Raw genomic sequence first — 18,317 nt, 5'->3', positions numbered from 1 at the left:
CTCCCACCCTCGGCGGCGCTAACAATAAGATGAATAGCTTTAGATGTCATGACTTCGTATAATTGTTCTTATACGAAGTTATGACACAGCGATGCTGCCGGGTTAATATGAACAGCAGTTAAGTCAGTGCTGAAAATGGCAACGCTACGTAAATTCTGCACGGTTATGCTACTGCTGAATTGTCAGAATTCACGTAGCGCGATCAAGGCTGTTTTTGGTAGATAAGTGAGCAAATATGAGCGAGTTAGTACCGACAACCAACCTGAAGGCAAGCCGCAATAGCGACATCACAGAACGACTCAGGCAGTTCGTCCAGGATAAAGAGGCTTTTTCACCGAACACCTGGCGACAACTGCTGAGTGTCATGCGGATATGTAATCGCTGGTCGGAAGATAACCAGCGTAGTTTCCTGCCCATGAGCGCGGATGATTTGCGCGACTATCTCTCTTTTCTGGCTGAAAGCGGCCGCGCCTCTTCAACCGTTACATCTCACGCGTCACTGATCTCGATGTTACACCGTAACGCCGGGTTGCCTGTCCCCAATGCTTCTCCGCTGGTTTTTCGGGCTATGAAGAAGATAAATCGAGTGGCCGTAACGAATGGCGAACGCGCTGGCCAGGCCGTGCCCTTCAGGCTCACGGATTTGCTGGCGCTGGATAAGGAGTGGTCAGGTTCAGATAATCTTCAGGCGCTGCGCGATTTAGCTTTTTTGCATGTCGCCTATGCAACGCTGCTCCGTATCAGTGAGCTTTCACGGCTGCGGGTGCGGGATGTCATGCGTGCCGGTGACGGTCGTATCATTCTTGATGTGGCCTGGACAAAAACATTTGTGCAGACTGGCGGATTGATTAAGGCGCTCAGTGCCCGTTCAACTCAGCGCCTTGAAGCGTGGATCGACGCCTCCGGGCTATCCAGCCAGCCTGATGCATATTTGTTTAGTGCAGTGCACCGCTCTGGTCAGGTATTGGTTTCCGGGAAGCCGATGAGCACAAGGGCACTGGAACATATCTTTAACCGTGCATGGCTTACCGCTGGAAAATCCGGCGCAGTTAAGGCCAATAAAAATCGCTATACCGGATGGAGTGGCCACAGTGCAAGGGTCGGCGCAGCCCAGGATATGGCCGATAAAGGCTACCCAATAGCCCGGATCATGCAGGAAGGTACCTGGAAAAAACCGGAAACGCTGATGCGCTACATCCGGCATATCGATGCTCACAAAGGGGCTATGGTGGAGTTTATGGAGCAACACGCTAATACCGATTTTCCCGACTCATGACTTGATTAAAAGGTCACTCCGTGATCTTTCAGGCTAAAGTTATCCACAGAAAAAGTGGACAGCCTGTGTGTAAGCCGGTACTGAATAGGCAGGTACCGGGCATCCTCCGGATGCATCCCCTTGATTTATTTGATTTCCTGTCAACGTCATTCAGCCTGCTTATCGGTCAAAAAAAGCAGACTCATGTGTGTCAGCATCAATCCTTCTCGTGACAATTCTGTCTTCACCGGCGGCGAGGGTGACTTCAGCTGGCAGGGTCGTCAGAAAGGCCTGGCTTAAGTGGCCCTCTCAATGGTTAATGACGTGATTTCATCCTGAGCATTACTTCATTTTTTTTCCCATCACATAAGTGTGAGCAACGGTACGGTCGTCACCTAACATTTCAATGCCAAACAGGGTCTCTTCGATGGTTTTTGAACCTTCATTGCGTCCGGCAAGCACCTGCCCGGCCAGAGGGTCCAGGACGACAAAGTCAGCTTCTTTGCCCGGCGTTAAGCTGCCTATTTTATCCTGTAGCGATAGCACTGTTGCGCCGCCCAGGGTGGCAAGATAGAGGTTTTCCATGGGTGTCACTGAGTGGACGTCATCGGGGTTATCAGTAAATGCCTTGCGCATCTGCGTCACTTTGTAGGCTTCATCCATGGTCTGAAGGATGGACAGACTTGTGCCTGCGCCGACATCGGTACCTAAGCCAACCGGGATATTATACTGATGGGCCTTATCCAGGTTAAACAATCCGCTTCCCAGAAACAGATTCGATGTCGGGCAAAAGGCAATACTGGCGCCTTTCTCTGACATGACTTTGTAATCGGTATCATCAAGGTGGATAGAGTGCGCGAAAATGGATTTCTTTGTCACCAGTCCGCTTTTGTCATACACATCCAGATAACTGCGGCTTTTCGGGAACAACTCTTTAACCCAGGCGACTTCCTGCTTATTTTCCGCCAGATGGGTTTGCAGATACACATCGGGGAATTCTCTAAGCAATTTCCCGGCTATATTGAGTTCTTCTTCAGTTGACGTAGGTGCGAAACGTGGCGTAACGGCATAATCAAGTCGGCCTTTGTGTTGCCATTTTTTAATCAGCGCTTTGCTCTCTTCATAGGCTGATTGTGGTGTATCCAGTAATTCGGCCGGCGCGTTTCGATCCATCAGTACTTTCCCACTGATCATGCGCATATTACGCTTTAACGCTTGCTCAAAAAATGCATCAACCGAATCCGGCGAACTGGTTGCAAACACCAATGCTGTTGTTGTGCCATTTTCCACCAGTTGATCCAGGAATACCGAAGCTTTCTGGGAGGCATATGGATGATTGCTGTATTTTATTTCAGTTGGAAAAGTGTAGGTATTTAACCAGCCTATAAGTTGTTCACCATATTCACTGATCATGGTGATTTGCGGATAATGAACATGGGTATCAATGAATCCAGGTGTGATAATTTTCCCGCTGTAGTCAATCATGCTATCAACAGGCTGGTCTTTCAAAGTGGCATAATTACCTGATTTTAAAATATATCCATCTTTAACAATGAGATAGCCATCTTTATAATGTACCGAAGCATCTTTCTCTTTGGCCGGATCGGCTTTGAAATAGAGGATTTCAGCGCGATATCCAACCGTTTCTGCTGTTGCGCCAAATGAGCAAAGACAAAGTAAAGCGACAAGCTTGATGTTCATGGACTACTCCGTTAACTTTTTAAAAATCCGTATTTTTTCAGGGCAGAAATGATAGGTGAAATGATATAGGGTTCAGATACCAAAAATGCGGTGAAATTCTGAGTCTGAAAAATAGTATCCATACTGAAATTTATTCCTTATGCTGCTGCCTCATCACGAGATCAATAATGCCTGAAGTTAAATCTAAAGCTGGTCGGGTGTGTCAATAATAAAACACCCCAATTGTTTCCTCTGCTTTACTAAGCTATAGCTTTTATTCATATACTTATATAGAACAAAGTATTAACATTTAAATTCTTACAGGACGAAAAATATGAGAAATCTGGACCTCTTAATGTCGGGAGTCTTTATGCTTTCAATCGCTACTACAGCTATCGCAACTGGCCAGGATCAGCTTCCAGGTTATGCTCAGGGTGCAGAGATTCTCCACGTTAACACCCGTCAGGACCAGATCGACAATATTGGAGATGTGGTTTACCACCAGGTAAAAAACATGCGCTCAGTCAGGCAACTGCATATGTCACTGCTCGTTCCTCGAACCGATAAATTGAAACCAGCGATTATCTATTTTCCCGGTGTTGGTTTTCTGACAGCGGAACATGACAAGTTTATTTCAATGCGGCTGGCGCTAGCGGAGGCCGGTTTTGTCGTTGCCGCAGCAGAATACCGCACTATTCCTGATGTTTTCCCGGCACCGGTTTTAGATGCTAAAACTGCAGTCCGATATCTGCGCCAGCACGCCTCAGAGTATGGCATCGATCCGACGCGTATAGGGGTTTTGGGCGACTCGGCTGGGGGATGGCTTGCCCAGATGCTGGGCACTACCAATGGTGATAAATCGTTTGATAAAGGTGATTTCCCTGATCAGTCTTCAGATGTTCAGGCAGTGGCCACACTGTATGGCATCTCCGATCTGCGAAGCATCGGTGAAGGCTTCCCGGATGCAATACAAAATGTGCATCGATCCCCTGCCGCAACTGAAGCTCTGCTGGTTAATGGTACCGCTTTCCGTAATTTCGCCGGGGCATCAGTGATCGACCAGCCTGAGAAAGCGTTATACGCGAGTCCGATTGGACACCTGAATGGTGCTAAGCCCCCTTTTTTAATTATGCATGGCAGCAAAGATACTCTCGTCTCTCCAGAGCAGAGTGCGAATCTTTATAACGCGCTTCACAAAGCACATGACCGCGCTGATTACGTATTAGTAGAAGGAGCTGAGCATGGTGATTATCGCTGGTATCAGCCTGAGGTAATCAGCAAAGTCACCCGCTGGTTCCGTCAGGTACTGGGTGAACCGGTGAAATCACAGAACCTATCAGCGGCAGACCCTGACGCCAACCTCTGACATTCGGGGAAGTTTCCTTGCCTGTTAACCTGTGCAGGCAAGGAACGCTTTCGTTTCGCACCACATTTATAATTACTCGTCTGCTGCAGGTCCGTATCGCATCTCAGCATAGTAATGTGGCCTTTACGGTTACTGCGCATACTCTTTCTGTTTATCACAGTCGCCGTGGCAACCGTGGCAAGGTCCCTTTTCCTCCCGCAGCATTACCGGTATTGCCTGCACCCGGCTTCTCGATTTACGTAAGGCCAGCAGGATGATCCCGTTCAGTATCATTACGCTTATCAGGCAAATTGAGCTGAATGCGGGATGTTCGGCAAAAGTGACGGTCTGATAAAAAAGCGTGGCCGTGGTGTAGGCGATGTTCAGTCCCCAGAAGAATGAGAACATCATCCATTTTTTGCCGGCTTCGCGTGCAATCGCGCCCATAACAGAGACGCAGGGAACATAGAGCAGCACAAAGATTAAGTAACTGTAAGCGGCAAAGCCGCTGCCAAATTTAGCTGACATCACACTGATTGAACGGGTCGTCATCTCCCCATCGCCTTTGCTGGCTTCAATCGGATTGGCTAGCGCATCAATTCTGAATGCGGCAGTTAACCCCGCCCAGGTTTCCGTCAGCGCATCTTTCAGTTCACCTGGCAGATTAAAGGATCGCGGATCAAATGGACTGTTCTGGAGTGCCTCTGTGGTGTAAAGGCTGTTAAGCGTACCCACCACGACCTCTTTCGCCATGATGCCGCTCACCAGCCCCACGGTGGCCTGCCAGTTATCCTGAGTGACCCCAATCGGCAACAGCACCGGCGTAATCGCTTTGCTGGTTGCCGCCAGCGCAGACTGGTTAATGTCATCAACCAGCTGGCCATTAAATGCAAAGCTGCTCAGCACGCCTATCAGCATGCTTACCAGGATGATTACCTGTCCGGCGCGTATAACAAACATTTTCAGTCGCTGCCATGTCTGCAGGAGAAGGCTTTTAAGATGAGGCCGGTGATAGATCGGCAACTCCATGATAAACGGCGAGGCTTCTCCACCCAGCAGGGTATGCTTGAGTACCAGCGCAGTAACGATCGCCACCACAATGCCCAGCAGATAGAGTGAGAAAACCAGGCTGGAGCTATGGGTGTTGAAGAATGCCGCAGCGAAAACTGCAAAGATTGCCAGCCGCGCACCACACGACATAAAAGGCGCTATCAATACTGTCAGCAGACGCTCACGCGGCGTATCCAGCGTGCGTGTCCCCATTACCGACGGCACATTACAGCCAAAGCCGACAATCAAAGGGACAAAAGATTTCCCTGGCAGGCCAAGCGACTGCATCAGCCGATCTATCACAAAGGCAGCGCGTGCCAGATAGCCTGAGTCCTCCAGGAAAGAGAGGAACAGGAACATCAGGCCAATCTGCGGAATGATCGGCAGTACGGTATTGATACCGGCACCAATACCCTGCGCCAGAAAAACCGTCAGCCAGGCCGGGAAGTGGCAAACATAGCCCAGCCATTGTATGCCATGAATGAATATTGCCACCGAGCCACTGTCGAACAGTGGCTGCAGCGCGGCACCGATGTTAATTGAGAGTACAAACATCACATACATCACTGCCAGAAATATCGGAATGCCCAGCCAGCGGTTCAGTACGATGTTATCGATCTGGCGGGTGAGGCCGGCAGGTAATGCCTGATGAATATTACTGACGGCTGCGCAAATCGTGTTGATGGCGCGATAGCGGTAATCGGCAATCTGAATACCGGTATCGCCGCCCGCCTGCTGAATAATCTCAGGCAAACGCGGAAGCAGTTCCGGGCAAAACTTCCGGCTGTTGATATCGCCTTCAAGCAACTGCAATGCCAGCCAGTAGCGTTTTTGTGGGGCTATCGTGCCGGACATTAACAGGCAGAGCTGCGCAATTGCTGTTTCAATCGCGGCCGGGTAACGCACCCGTTTCGATGTGAGGTAAATATGAGGCTGATCGATCAGGACTTTGAGCTGGGCGATACCGTCACCTTTAGTGGAGGTCAGTGAAACGACCGGGCATCCCAGACGCGCTGATAGCGCTGGAACATCAATCATGATGTTATGGCTGGCGGCAATATCCTGCATGTTCAGGGCGACGATGCAGGGCACGCCTAGCTCCAGCAGCTGAAGGGTCAGGAACAGGTTACTTTCCAGACTGGCTGCATCGACGACGTTAATCACCACATCAGCGTGATCCTGATAGAGATACTGGCAGGCGATGCTCTCATCGATGGAGCTTTCAGCGGATAGCGTGGTCAGTGAACGAGTGCCAGGTAGATCGATGAGGCGGACATCTGACTGCGCGGTAAAAAACTGCCCTTCTTTGCGCTCGACCGTGACGCCCGCCCAGTTACCGACCCGCTGGCGGGCACCCGTTAGCTGATTAAACAGCGTGGTTTTGCCGGTATTTGGATTGCCAATCAGCCCGATGGTTATCTTTTTCATCAGACTATTTCCTCCAGGAGGATATCGGCCAGGTCACGCTGTCTCACCGCCAGGCTGACACGGCGGGTCCGGATCTGCACCGGGTCGCCCATTGGCGCTACGCGAATGATCTCGATAACGGCACCTGGAAGCATGCCCATTGTCAATAATTTCTGCCGCCAGGTGAAATTTACCGATGGCCGATAGCCCAGGATTCGGTAGGTACTGCCCATGTTAATTGCCATACCACGCTCTGCTTCTGAGTAATAAACACGCATTATATAAATGATAAGCGTTTCGGTTTTTGATATGACATCAGGCAGACAGTGAAAATGCGCTGTTTATAGGTTTGATTTAGGAAACAGAGAACACCTTGCTGTAACGTGAATGGCCGCGGGAAGATTGATACCCGCGATTTCCGTGAGGCCTCTTATCGCCCGTTTCGAGGGCATGGGACTTCAGCATCTGTAATCCGGACTGCAATTTGTTACGCGAGGGCAGAGGCTAATTGTCCGTTGAAAACGGCAATAAGTCATACAGCAACCTGGTCGTTGTCAGTTACCCAGCATCCAAAAGGTTTATATGAAACAACTTACCGTCACTGATCTCCAGCAACTCAGTGAGCAGGCGGCCCAATCCCCTCGCTTGCGAGCCAATCGTAATTTACATCCTGAATTAAGTGATGCGGTGCAGCGTCTGGCTGTCGCTATGGCGCCGGGTACCTATGTCCGCCCTCACCGTCATCCGCATACTTTTGAATTGCTGACCCCGCTCAGTGGACGATTTCTGGTATTACATTTTGATGATGATGGATACGTGACCCAGCGGGTGGTGTTAGGTGAAGAATGTAAGCTGCTGGAGACGGATGCGGGGATCTGGCATGCGGTGTTGTCGATGGATAACGATGGCGTTATTTTTGAGGTAAAACACGGAGGGTATCAGCCAGTGACTGAGCAGGATTCGGCTCCCTGGGCACCCGCTGAGAATGATCAGGGTGCGGGGGAACTCATGGAATGGTACTTACGGGCGCAAGTGGGTAATACTTTTACCCGATAATCTATGGCTTCCGTGAAGCAGATCATCTCTGCGGTCGGGACCATTCTGACGTTCCCGTGTTGCGGCACCCGATGTGCTACTTCCCACAAACAGGCTTTGATCTCTGACACTGCACTGGTCTGCGCTAAAGCGTTTACCGGCGATACAACCTGTAAGGGCGACAGAGATATCCGGGCAGTAGCGCAGACGTCACCCTGTATACAAATTCAGTTAAACATTCAGAAAAGCGCTAACAAGGTTAAATTAGTTACATCATTCAAACTAAGCTAAACAACAATTACGGCCCTCCGGGCCGTGCGGGGCGGCTTGTCAATGAGCACTCGGATTTTCAGAACGACTCTGTTTGGGGTTAGTCCGGAGGGGCTCTATTCCGCAGAATATCTATCGTTGTTTAATAAACACTAAAAGGGTGTTGTAACTAATAGGGTTTAAACAAAGCGTTGTTCTGCCCCTCTTTTTTGGTACCGCGTTAACACATCACAGGGCTTTTTACTCTTGTCGCTTGCCTGAACGTGACCTGAGCTGTTGAGTATTAAACAAGGAAATGGATATTACAGAAAATGGCGATAAACCGATTTAAAGGCCATCGCCACATCAGGAGTGCCTGTAAATTACTTCATTATGCGAATCGTTTTCACATCAACTTCAACACTGTTCCAGTCTTTATCGACTTCACCTTCGATACGGACTTTGTCTGTAGGTGACAAACTTTGCCCCATCCAGCGCTTGTCGTCGATATCAACATAAATCGTGCCTGTGGCATCTTTAAACTCATAAAGTTCATGACCAACCTGTCGGATGATATTGCCTTCAAGAACAGTCCATGCGTCATCACGCAGTGTTTTAACCTGAGCGACAGAAGCTACACCCGGTGCTGGACCTTTAAATCCGCCCTGCGAATAACCCTGCCCTTCTGCCGAAACAAAACCTTGCTGCGCAGTAACACTAAAAGTCATGCCTGCAAACAACGCCGCTAAAAGAATCTTTTTCATATTTTTATCTCCGTTAAATTGTCAGGCTAATTTACAACGCAGATCTTAACGAGATCTTAAGAATGAATATTACTTGCATGTGTCTTCAAAATTGAACAAGACGGGTACAGTCGACAAAGCCAATGCAATATAAACACCAAAGTTAAAATTGTGTTATCAATTAATCATGAAAGAAACAAAATACAGGTATTCACAATCAAATTTTAACAGCCATTCCAGTATGGCTTTCATTGCCGTTAAGTATTCCATTATTTCGTTAAAAGAACATAGTTCGCCAGCATATCAAAAAGCTAACTTTTTCATGCAGACTACCTCTGGTATTACCTCATTATGTATTGCCGATTTTCTCAAACGCTATTTTTATTACTTATCCTCATTCAGATGCGTGGTTTTTATGTCTCATTGGTCATCGTAATGTGACTCAGCAACAATGAAATTTCATTTTGTCGACAATATGGCTAGCATGAATGTCGTTCTGACAGAGTCACATACCGGGAATATTTTATGGTGCTGTCTGCCAGTACATAAACCTGACGATGGAAAGTCGTTTATGTTTTCCATATTTGTGTTTTTTCATAATGAGGTAGGTGATAGTTTGCCTTATCAAGGCTAATAACAAAGAAGAGTGTAGGCGGCGTATAGCGGAACCCGAAGGCTTACGTGGGTAAGCCTTCGATAAAATAGAGGTTAATTCAGGTTATGAGCATCATCCTGTGCTTCTTTTAAATCCATTTTTGCAGATTCCAGCCTCAGCCTCTTCTCTTCTACCCTGTTGTTTTTATTGCTTATTCTATCGATCCGGCCTTCCGCTTTGGCTTCAGCCAGATCCTGCTGGGCTTCCCGAAGTTCGAGTTCCGCTTTTTTGACCTTCATTTCGCGTTTTCTGACATCGTGAGAGGCGCGCCTGACCTGACGCTCATCAGTGCAATAAGTCTGGATTTTGTCACGAGCAATATCAAGCCGTGCAACCTCTGCATTATTTCCATGAATTTTAGCCATTTCTGTTTTGGCTGAAATGTCTGCCAGTTGGTTTTTACAGGAATCTGTCCCAGCGATGACGGCCAGGGGAGTTGAAATTAATATCAATGTAATAATTGTATTTTTCATAACTATATTAAATCCTTGTTAAAGTATACTTATCAAAATAATGATGCTGATTGAATATAGCGAAATGAAAAAGAGTCACAACAAATAAATTGAAAAATGAAATTATATTCTCATCTGGGAGCGATTGTTAACATTAAGTCTTAATTTTTAAAAACAGACTTATAAAATGAGCAGTGAATTCTCATAAAAACCAGCTCCATCCTGGGTTAAGAAACAACCCAGCATTGCGTAGAGTCACGTCCGTGCTGCATAATCCTGAGCAGCCGTTAAAAGTGATCCTGATCATTTTTTGTCAGAGTAAAATCATGACAGCCTGATTGTTATCATATCGTTTAACATTCACGGTGAATAATACCGCATCTTCTTAAAAAGTAACGACAGGAAAGTAAAATGACATTTATGAATTCTGGTAAGAAAATTGGCTTCGCTCTGGTGATAATGGCTTCGGTTATGTCCATTACCGCCTGCTCAGGCAATTACGTAATATCCACCAATGATGGACACATGATTAACACCCATGGCAAACCCGCCAGAGATAAAGAAACAGGGATGATCTCTTATAAAGATGCAGACGGAAATATGCATCAACTGCAGCAGCACGACGTTAAAGAGATTGTGCAAAAGTAAATTGCTTTAAGCAGCGATCATAATAACATCCCCTAAAATTTTTATCCTGCGGAACACTGAACAATGAAAACGACTGTCATCAGCTTCGGCTTGCTGCTGTGCGCCTCTTCGTCTGCAATGGCGATTGGCCTGAATGCGGAACAAGGTAAAAACACCTCTGCGCTGGACGCAGAAATTGGCCGTTCATCCAGCGGAATTTATCTGGATAGCCAGTGGATCAAAAATACGGCGGACGGTGTGCAGATTGGTCAGGCGGGTACAGGTTATAACCTCGAAATCGGTCCGGTCATGCTGACAGCTGGCGTTAAAGCCACGTACCTCGGTGGCAAAAAAGGCGATAACGGCGTCGCATTTCCTGTCGGCGGCGGTGTGAAACTCAATCTGCCTGCCAATTTTGCAATTTATGGGGAAGGTTATTCCGCCCCGGAACAGCTAACCAACAGCGTTAAAAATTTTGTGGAAGCCAACGCCGGCGTCAGCTGGTCACCGCTTGGGCCACTGGTCTTAAAAGTGGGCTATCGATATGCAGGTGTTGATGGTAAAGATGGACGTCCGGGTCATACCCTGATTGATGGCCCCTACCTGGGTGGCGGTCTGACATTTTAATATCGGATAACATTGTCAGGAGAGGAAATTCTGCAGATCCACCAAGTGGTTTCCTCACTTAATCTCTCGTCTCAGGGAAGACGGGTGTCACTGAGAAACAGACCATGAAACCTCTTGCGCTAATAATATTTACTCTCTGTCTGACCGGATGCGTGCAGTATAAATGGGTCAAACCTGATGCATCTGAGCAGCAGGAAACCGTGGCGGAAACAGCCTGTCAGGCTCAGGCTTTGCGGGATTTACCCCCTGACAATGTTGTGAGTAGCAAATACACCTCGAAAGACAGTAAACATAAAAGCACTGACACGGATTACTCCACCAGTGATGCCAATGAAAGTCAGCGAGAGATTCTGGTAAAAGATTGTATGTTCAAAAAAGGCTGGCAACAGATTGAGGTTCAACAATAACCCCATCAGCCTGTTAGAGGCCAGGTCAAACCCTGGCCCGCTCTGTTGAGTTTTACGGGTCACGCTCAGAATTTATTCAGACATTATCGTTTTGCTGTGCAGTACGATGTCGCCGACAGCGTTCCGAACAATACATCACCTCGTCCCAGCACTTTTCCCACTTTTTTCGCCATGACATTGGCTCGTTACACGTTTTGCAGTATCGAACGGGTAAGGATTTTTTATTGCCTTTGAACACGTAAGTCTCTCCTGGAAAACCCTATGTTACGGGCGATAGCGTATCTCTCCTACCGTGTAGCTTAGTCCTGTTCAAGGTAAGTGCAGACGACTGAACCTCGGTTTTAGCCATCCTGACTTGCTTGTCTGACAAAATCTCTCATCATTTGTTAACAAAGTTGCTATCAAATCGTCCGGCAAGATCGGTATCGCCTGGACTTTTGACGCACGAGTATGCGAAGGACAAATTAATTCTCCTGGTTAACTAAGCACACTCACTGAAACACCGCCAGCATACCAGACCCGATTATTGTCCGGCCTGTTCATCAATGTGTTGGGAACCGCTGTGCGAGGTGAGTGAAAAACACACTGACTCAGGAACGGCACAGAGGGATATTGACGGCAACAATGATCGCTACATTTGGTCGCGATATCAGCGTACAAGGCAATTACGAAAAAATAATGTTACTTATGATTGCCTTGTCAACATCCTGGCTCTTCAGATGTTTACACAGGATTAAAAAAATCATTACGCCTGTAAATAATCATTCCCTGGGCAGGAAGTTGATCTTCGATTCGACGCCGTTGTATCCACTTAATTGCCGGTCTCTGCAAATCCTTAACATCAGCCAGTAAGCAGGCAACCGTTTTTCTTCGCATAACCAGTGAGGTTAACCAGATATAAATAATTCACTATCATAGGGTTACATATAACCCTAATAAATGAACGGGTTCGTTATTTTAGTAATTTTGCTATCTGATTTTTTGAACAATATTACGATTATGCTGGTGATCATATCCATTTACAGGGACTGATGTGTACCTCTGCGTTTAACTCACATAACAACACAAGTACAGGATTAGCGAAGCGAGGCTAGCAAAATTGAACGTCAATGCACCATTGATCCATAACGTGACTAAATTACCCCGCGTCTCAGACTGTGCGCCGTTTTGACAATTTGAGCGAACAGCGTAAAAAAAAAGAGTAACTTTACTTTTGTTGAAGGGTTATACGTTAACTACAGTTTAAACTCTCTTGGAAAGCGATTAATATGTTAGCGTTGAACTATCGGTTCTGTATTTTGATTCTTCGAAGGCAAGCATCTTAAAAAAGCAGGTCTGACGAAAAGCATCAGCGTGAACCCGCTCTGTATTTTATTATCTGAACATGACTATGGTGACTTTGATGAGTGACACTCTCAACAGCTTGAATAATATCCGTACCCTTCGCGCAAACGCACGCGAGCTTGACCTGGCTGCCCTGGAAGAAATGCTGGAAAAACTGTCGGTGGTAGTCAGTGAGCGACGTGAAGAAGCTCAGGCCTCTGAAGCGGCTAACCGCGAAAAGGCGGAGAAACTGGCAAAATACCGTGAATTACTGTTGCAGGAAGGTATCGACCCTAATGAACTTTTAAATGGTATGCCAGCAGCGCCAGCAGAGAAGAAGAAACGTGCACCTCGTCCGGCTAAATATCAGTACACCGACGAAAATGGTGACGTTAAGCAGTGGACCGGTCAGGGGCGAACCCCATCAGCTATTAAAACAGCCATTGATGAAGGTAAATCGCTGGACGATTTCCTGATTTAATCATAAATGAAAAATCGCCTGATTTGGTCAGGCGGTTTTTCAAGCTGCCTTAACAGGCATCCCCTGCTCAATTACCAGTTACGACTGGCCCTGGTGCCTGGATAACCTGCCTTTAAACCGCAATCCCGTTCAGGCTTTGACCTGACTGAACGTAATAACTGAAATTTGCTCAATCGCACTCGCGGCAATAGATTGCATTCCATTTCCTAAGGCGCTCTATTTATTCAGCGATTGCGCGTTGCGGGCTGTGATAATTTCTAACCCGATCTGCTGCCCGTAAGAAAGCTCAAGCGTATTACCATCAGGATCGGCAAACAATGCCCAGTATCCCACTGGCGCACCATATTGCTGTGCCTCGCGTCGCAACACGCCTTCAGTCCGTGCAATTGCCACTTTTTCATCTATCTCTTCGCGGCTGGCGCAGGCCACGCCGATATGACCAAAGGGACCCAGCGGCGTATCATCAGTGCTGTCAGATTGCACCAGCACCAGCGCGAAAGGTCGGGTTAAATCTGACAGCCACGCGACTTTTTGTGCTTCGGGAATACCCGGTTCACGCTGGTGTATTACCTGCATCCCGGCATAACTCTGATAGAAATCTACGCTCTTATTTACATCGCGAACCTGTAAAGCAAGATGAGTAAAACCGGTATCGTTTGACATGGCAGCTCCCTGTTCTCATTGAGCAATCACCTTGCCACAGATGTCATTCCGGATTTGATCAGGGATGCTCAGCCGTTACGTTCTTCGCACATCACCTGGTTGCGCCCTGCCCGCTTCGCGCGATACAACGCCTCATCGGCACGTTCTATCAGCGCCTGTTTCCCTTGTGCCGGGTCAGACGCAAGCCAGACAGCACAGCCTGCACTCATAGTGACATGCTCTTGCGGCAGCGCCGTTGTGAAGTGTGGAATAGCAAGCTGATTAATGGCAGCAATAATGGATTCAGCGAGCTCTAGCGCTGCTGACAGCGGTTGCCCGATAAGAATGATTGCAAATTCTTCCCCACCATATCGGGCCGTGATTCCGTTTTTACGTCGTGCGGTGTTCTTCAGTACGTTAGCTACTTTTTTCAGACAGTCATCACCGGCCACATGGCCATAGGTATCGTTATAACGTTTGAAGTAATCGATATCGAACAGGATTAATGACACTGGTTGGCCGTTGAACTCCGCGCTTTGCAGGCTTTCAGTCAGCATGTGATCAAAATGACGCCGGTTGGCAACCCCCGTCAGCCCATCACTCTGTGCCTGATTTTCCAGTGAGCGATTAGCCGCAGTCAGTTCATCGCGAAGTCGGGTCAGTTCAAGCTGGTAACGCAATGTATGCCGCGCCTGACGCAATACAAATGCGCCCAGTGAAAGAATCACAATCAGCAAAGCCAGGCTGAGAATCAGATTCTGTACCCGGCTCTTCAGCCAGTGGTTAAAGAGCGCTCGTTTGTCATATCCGGCGGCAACCACCAGCGGATAGCGCTGTGAGCGAACAAAGCCAAAAATACGTTTTTTACCATCAAGCGCAGCTGTCCACTGACCGCTGCCTTTATCCGAATTGGCCAGCATCTTCAGGAAAAGCGGACTTACTGAGAGGTTTTTGCCGATGTAGCTATCCGGCATCGGACGGGCGTAAAGCACCGTACTGTCTGCCAGCATCAGAACCAGCACATCTCCCTCGCTGAGTTCGTAATAACTGTAGAAGCGGCGGAAATAGTCCACTTTAATGGTGGCGAGTAAAACACCCCGGAAACCGTTGAACGCATCATTCACCCGAAGCGTAACCGGTATTACCTGTTCGTGAGTGCTGCGACTGCGAATCACCGGGCCAACATGCAGGTTATCTCGCGGACTGGCGCGATGATAATCGAAATATTCACGATCGGCGTTATCAATGTCAGGCGGTATTCTGCCCATAGAGGTCGCTATCCATTTCCCCTGCGCATCATAATAAAACAAGCCATGAAGTTGCGGCAGGCGTCTCTGGAACAGGCGCATCGTATGGCTCATCGCCTCACTCTCCACGCCGGTCGTCGCGATCTGCTTTTCGAGCTCACGTTGCACTTCGCGCAGTGAGAGTTCAATTTGCAAAAAAGTATCATCGGCCTGGCGTGCCTGTGACAGTGAGAGATTCAGGGCATTATCTTCAGTCATCCCGACGGTATCATTCCAGTCTTTGCGCAGCGTCCAAAGATTTAAGCCAATCACCGCCACGCTGAGCAATACGCCAGAAAGGATAATACTTCTCAGCAGCGGCGAAATTTTTGCCGCTGGCTCATCATTTTTGCGGCGGAACGTCATGCCAGTCCTTAATAAACCCCGATAACTGATTTAATCACAGTTAACCAAAAGCCAAAATGTAAATCCCTCAATACGGTTCGATAATGACAATTCGCATTTCCCAGCAGATTCCGCTTAAATTTCCCGCTTATCTGGCTCAATCAGCACCATAAAGGCAGCATAAATAGCGAATTAAGCTTCATTAAGACTTCAAATATCGGTGGAGTAAATGTTACCCTTGCTGCCTGAATAATTTGCACTTGATTGATTAAGTTGAGTATTTGAGGGATTTTATGAGTAAAAACCTGAGCAGCCTGAATAATATCCGCACTATTCGTGCCGAGGCACGCAACATGGATTTGGATCTGCTGGAAGAGTTACGCCAGAAATTAGAAACCGTTGTAAATGAACGCCGTGAAGAGGAAAGCGCGCGGGAAGCAGAAGCCCGCGAAAAAGCGGAAAAACTGGCGTTTTACCAGGAGCTGTTACTGGAAGAGGGTATTAACCCGGCGGAGCTGGTAAATAGCGCATCTGCTTCAACAACCGGCACAAAGAAACGCGCGAAGCGTCCGGCGAAATATCGTTACAGCGATGAAAATGGTCAGGTTCGTTACTGGACCGGTCAGGGCCGTACTCCCTCCGCAATTAAAACAGCGATCGAAAACGGCCAGTCACTGGATGACTTTCTGATTTAATCGCAATACATGTCTGCCGGAATGCTGACCGCCACTGCGCGGCAATATTCCGGCATGAAAAACCCCTGGGCGCAGATATTCATCCGGGCCTGACTCTTATCCTGCTTTCTCATCACTCATCATCGACTGTGGACCACGAAATGTCCGGCGCCACTCGCTGGGAGAAACGCCAAACCGGGATTTAAAACGCTGACGAAAAGACACGGGGGACTCAAAGCCCGCCTTTTCTGCGACCCCTTCAATACTGATACCGGTTGTTTCCAGTAAAACCTGGCTACGTTGCAGACGCTCGGCCGTCAGCCACTCGCCCAGTGACATCCCCGTCGCCTTGTGAAAATGACGCGTCAGCGTGCGCCGGCTCATACTGAGCGTGCGCGCGAGTGCGTTCAGATCCTGCGGCTGATGCAGATTTTCCCGCAGTGACGACAGCAGTGCGTTGATCTTTCCATCACGCGTCGTTTCCGGAACCGGCCGCTCAATGAACTGCGCCTGACCGCCTTCCCGATAAGGCGGCACGACCATGCGTCTGGCAACCCGATTAGCAATGGCGCTGCCATAGTGCTGACGGATGATATCCAGACAGCAGTCGATGCCCGCTGCAGTGCCCGCAGAAGTAATCAGACGTTCATCACGGGTATAAAGGGCATTACTGTCGAGGTGAACCTGCGGAAACCGCTCGCTGAAGTCGCGCTCAAATTCCCAGTGGGTGGCCGCCCGGTGCTGATCAAGGAGGCCGGCATAAGCCAGTACGTAAGTGCCCAGACAAAGTCCAACTACTTCCGCACCGCGCTGCCACGCCGCCACCAGTTTATCAAGCAGCGCCTGCGCCGGTTTTTCATCCGGATTGTGCCAGTAAGGAACAATAAGGATATCCGCCTTATCAAGCGGTTCAGGACCCTGCTCCACCATGATTGACAACCCCATATCTGAGATCACCGGGCCTGATTTTTCTGCGCAGATATCAACATGAAACAGATCCTGCTGTGGCAGTGCCGAGCCGAACAAAATGCAGGGAACGGAAAAGTGAAACGGACTGAAACCGGCCGTTGCCAGCACTGCGACGCTCAGAGCAGCCATCTCCCCCTCCTTGTTATGTGAAAACGTATGATTGAGAATCTTTCGCGCAAATGGGCCGGTTTAATGTCATACGGCTCAGAACGTCATTGTTTCACCATCTTCCGGGATCAGCACCTGCTCAGCAATGCCCTGTTCCAGGGTATAAGCGCGCAGCTCAGCACGCGTCAGTAAACAGTGGTTGATCGCCTCCATGTGTGAGGAAACCAGCGTCGCTTCCGGCAGGATTTTTAACGTCTGCAATGTATCTTCTTTTCCCATGATAATCGGGCCATAAAGATCGTTGGTCGCATTGCCGGTGTTCATCACCACGACCTGCGGCTGAAAACGTTGCAGCGTTCTGACATAGGGCTTAACCCAAACCGTATCGCCAGCAATATAGAGTGTTTTTTCTGATGGATGTGTAAAGACCAGACCACAGGCATCGCCAAGAAAATCGCCCATCACCTTGTCGGCATACAACGCATTGCTACCGTGCTGCCCGTCGGTTTTATAGATTGTCAGGCCGTCAATAAACTGATTTTTATCCTGCAGCACTCTAACGTTTTCAAACCCCTGCGAACGAATCAGCGCGGTATCAGCTTCATGCTGGCTATAGATCATCATCGTCTTCGGCACTAACTGCTGCGCTGCCTCATCCCAGTGATCCATGTGCGTATGGGTGACAATCACTGCATCAACTGCCAGTAGTGAAGCAACCGGAACAGGCAGCTCAACCATTGGATTCCGCAGATGGGGACGCGCATTACCGGCAAAGCCTGGCCAGGCCTCTTTTTCGGCCAGCATAGGATCGATCAGGAATTTTTTGCCTGCATAGGTCAGTACCAGTGTGGCATTTCGAATCTGGGTCAGCGTCATTTTAGCTCCGTGAAAAGTCTCATTAACATCAGCCAGATTCACTGGCTACCATGCGTTCACTTTACGGTAGTCTGCTGCCCG

General features: G+C 48.4%; 18 protein-coding genes. 8 read left to right on the top strand and 10 right to left on the bottom strand.

What is annotated here, in order from left to right:
- The first annotated feature begins 235 nt into the window (after window positions 1-235).
- The gene (locus tag HZZ01_RS19965) at window positions 236-1,276 is read left to right on the top strand and encodes a tyrosine-type recombinase/integrase (protein ID WP_179899174.1); all 1,041 of its coding nucleotides are present in this window, start codon (window positions 236-238) and stop codon (window positions 1,274-1,276) included.
- A 321-nt stretch (window positions 1,277-1,597) separates the two neighbouring features.
- Here HZZ01_RS19965 and guaD read toward each other — a convergent pair whose 3' ends face one another.
- Entirely contained in the window at window positions 1,598-2,956 is a 1,359-nt protein-coding gene (gene guaD / locus HZZ01_RS19960; protein WP_179899173.1) for a guanine deaminase, read from the bottom strand.
- 349 nt (window positions 2,957-3,305) lie between these two features.
- Between guaD and HZZ01_RS19955 the strand changes: the two genes are divergently transcribed.
- The gene (locus HZZ01_RS19955; RefSeq protein ID WP_179899187.1) at window positions 3,306-4,301 is read left to right on the top strand and encodes an alpha/beta hydrolase; all 996 of its coding nucleotides are present in this window, start codon (window positions 3,306-3,308) and stop codon (window positions 4,299-4,301) included.
- Window positions 4,302-4,430: 129 nt separating this feature from the next.
- Here HZZ01_RS19955 and feoB read toward each other — a convergent pair whose 3' ends face one another.
- Entirely contained in the window at window positions 4,431-6,758 is a 2,328-nt protein-coding gene (feoB, locus tag HZZ01_RS19950) for a Fe(2+) transporter permease subunit FeoB (protein WP_179899172.1), read from the bottom strand.
- A complete protein-coding gene (locus HZZ01_RS19945) occupies window positions 6,758-6,982 on the bottom strand; it encodes a FeoA domain-containing protein (RefSeq protein WP_179899171.1) in 225 nt (74 codons plus the stop codon). Before HZZ01_RS19945 ends, feoB begins: the two co-directional genes overlap by 1 nt.
- A 337-nt stretch (window positions 6,983-7,319) precedes the next feature.
- On the opposite strand from HZZ01_RS19945, the gene HZZ01_RS19940 reads away from it, so the two are divergent.
- Window positions 7,320-7,793: a WbuC family cupin fold metalloprotein gene (locus tag HZZ01_RS19940; RefSeq protein WP_179899170.1), complete on the top strand. Its 474-nt coding sequence runs from the start codon at window positions 7,320-7,322 to the stop codon at window positions 7,791-7,793.
- Window positions 7,794-8,404: 611 nt separating this feature from the next.
- On the opposite strand, the gene HZZ01_RS19935 is transcribed toward HZZ01_RS19940, so the two are convergent.
- Entirely contained in the window at window positions 8,405-8,785 is a 381-nt protein-coding gene (locus HZZ01_RS19935) for a YgiW/YdeI family stress tolerance OB fold protein (RefSeq protein WP_179899169.1), read from the bottom strand.
- A gap of 687 nt (window positions 8,786-9,472) precedes the next feature.
- Window positions 9,473-9,892, bottom strand: coding sequence for a DUF1090 family protein (locus HZZ01_RS19930; RefSeq protein ID WP_218928266.1), 420 nt, complete (start codon window positions 9,890-9,892; stop codon window positions 9,473-9,475).
- 390 nt (window positions 9,893-10,282) lie between these two features.
- Here HZZ01_RS19930 and HZZ01_RS19925 point away from each other — a divergent pair, with 390 nt between their 5' ends.
- The 3 genes from HZZ01_RS19925 (at window position 10,283) to HZZ01_RS19915 (ending at window position 11,532) form a co-directional block, all read left to right on the top strand.
- A complete protein-coding gene (locus tag HZZ01_RS19925; protein WP_179899168.1) occupies window positions 10,283-10,519 on the top strand; it encodes a YgdI/YgdR family lipoprotein in 237 nt (78 codons plus the stop codon).
- 63 nt (window positions 10,520-10,582) lie between these two features.
- Window positions 10,583-11,125 carry a YfaZ family outer membrane protein gene (locus tag HZZ01_RS19920; protein ID WP_179899167.1) on the top strand — a complete coding sequence of 181 codons (543 nt, stop codon included), beginning with the start codon at window positions 10,583-10,585 and terminating at the stop codon, window positions 11,123-11,125.
- Window positions 11,126-11,229: 104 nt separating this feature from the next.
- On the top strand, window positions 11,230-11,532 hold the full coding sequence (locus HZZ01_RS19915) for a hypothetical protein (RefSeq protein WP_179899166.1): 303 nt from the start codon (window positions 11,230-11,232) through the stop codon (window positions 11,530-11,532).
- A gap of 76 nt (window positions 11,533-11,608) precedes the next feature.
- Here HZZ01_RS19915 and HZZ01_RS19910 read toward each other — a convergent pair whose 3' ends face one another.
- On the bottom strand, window positions 11,609-11,770 hold the full coding sequence (locus HZZ01_RS19910; RefSeq protein WP_179899165.1) for a DUF2256 domain-containing protein: 162 nt from the start codon (window positions 11,768-11,770) through the stop codon (window positions 11,609-11,611).
- A gap of 1,164 nt (window positions 11,771-12,934) precedes the next feature.
- Between HZZ01_RS19910 and HZZ01_RS19905 the strand changes: the two genes are divergently transcribed.
- Complete coding sequence (locus HZZ01_RS19905; protein ID WP_179899164.1) at window positions 12,935-13,336, top strand: H-NS family nucleoid-associated regulatory protein; 402 nt, start codon at window positions 12,935-12,937, stop codon at window positions 13,334-13,336.
- Between the two features lie 216 nt (window positions 13,337-13,552).
- Here HZZ01_RS19905 and HZZ01_RS19900 read toward each other — a convergent pair whose 3' ends face one another.
- Together HZZ01_RS19900 and HZZ01_RS19895 are read right to left on the bottom strand one after the other, a co-directional pair.
- The gene (locus HZZ01_RS19900) at window positions 13,553-13,999 is read right to left on the bottom strand and encodes a VOC family protein (protein ID WP_179899163.1); all 447 of its coding nucleotides are present in this window, start codon (window positions 13,997-13,999) and stop codon (window positions 13,553-13,555) included.
- Window positions 14,000-14,067: 68 nt separating this feature from the next.
- The gene (locus tag HZZ01_RS19895) at window positions 14,068-15,630 is read right to left on the bottom strand and encodes a sensor domain-containing diguanylate cyclase (protein ID WP_179899162.1); all 1,563 of its coding nucleotides are present in this window, start codon (window positions 15,628-15,630) and stop codon (window positions 14,068-14,070) included.
- A gap of 272 nt (window positions 15,631-15,902) precedes the next feature.
- Between HZZ01_RS19895 and HZZ01_RS19890 the strand changes: the two genes are divergently transcribed.
- Window positions 15,903-16,304, top strand: a complete 402-nt coding sequence (locus HZZ01_RS19890; RefSeq protein WP_179899161.1) for an H-NS family nucleoid-associated regulatory protein — start codon at window positions 15,903-15,905, stop codon at window positions 16,302-16,304.
- Between the two features lie 96 nt (window positions 16,305-16,400).
- Here HZZ01_RS19890 and HZZ01_RS19885 read toward each other — a convergent pair whose 3' ends face one another.
- Window positions 16,401-17,381, bottom strand: coding sequence for a GlxA family transcriptional regulator (locus tag HZZ01_RS19885; protein WP_179899160.1), 981 nt, complete (start codon window positions 17,379-17,381; stop codon window positions 16,401-16,403).
- Window positions 17,382-17,456: 75 nt separating this feature from the next.
- Window positions 17,457-18,236, bottom strand: a complete 780-nt coding sequence (locus HZZ01_RS19880; RefSeq protein ID WP_179899159.1) for an MBL fold metallo-hydrolase — start codon at window positions 18,234-18,236, stop codon at window positions 17,457-17,459.
- Between the last annotated feature and the right edge of the window lie 81 nt (window positions 18,237-18,317).

The sequence above is a fragment of the Pantoea sp. WMus005 genome (genome assembly GCF_013415305.1).
Lineage (GTDB): Bacteria > Pseudomonadota > Gammaproteobacteria > Enterobacterales > Enterobacteriaceae > Pantoea > Pantoea rara.
The sequence above is the reverse complement of the archived record's forward strand: the minus strand, read 5'-3'. Positions and strand labels throughout refer to the sequence as shown.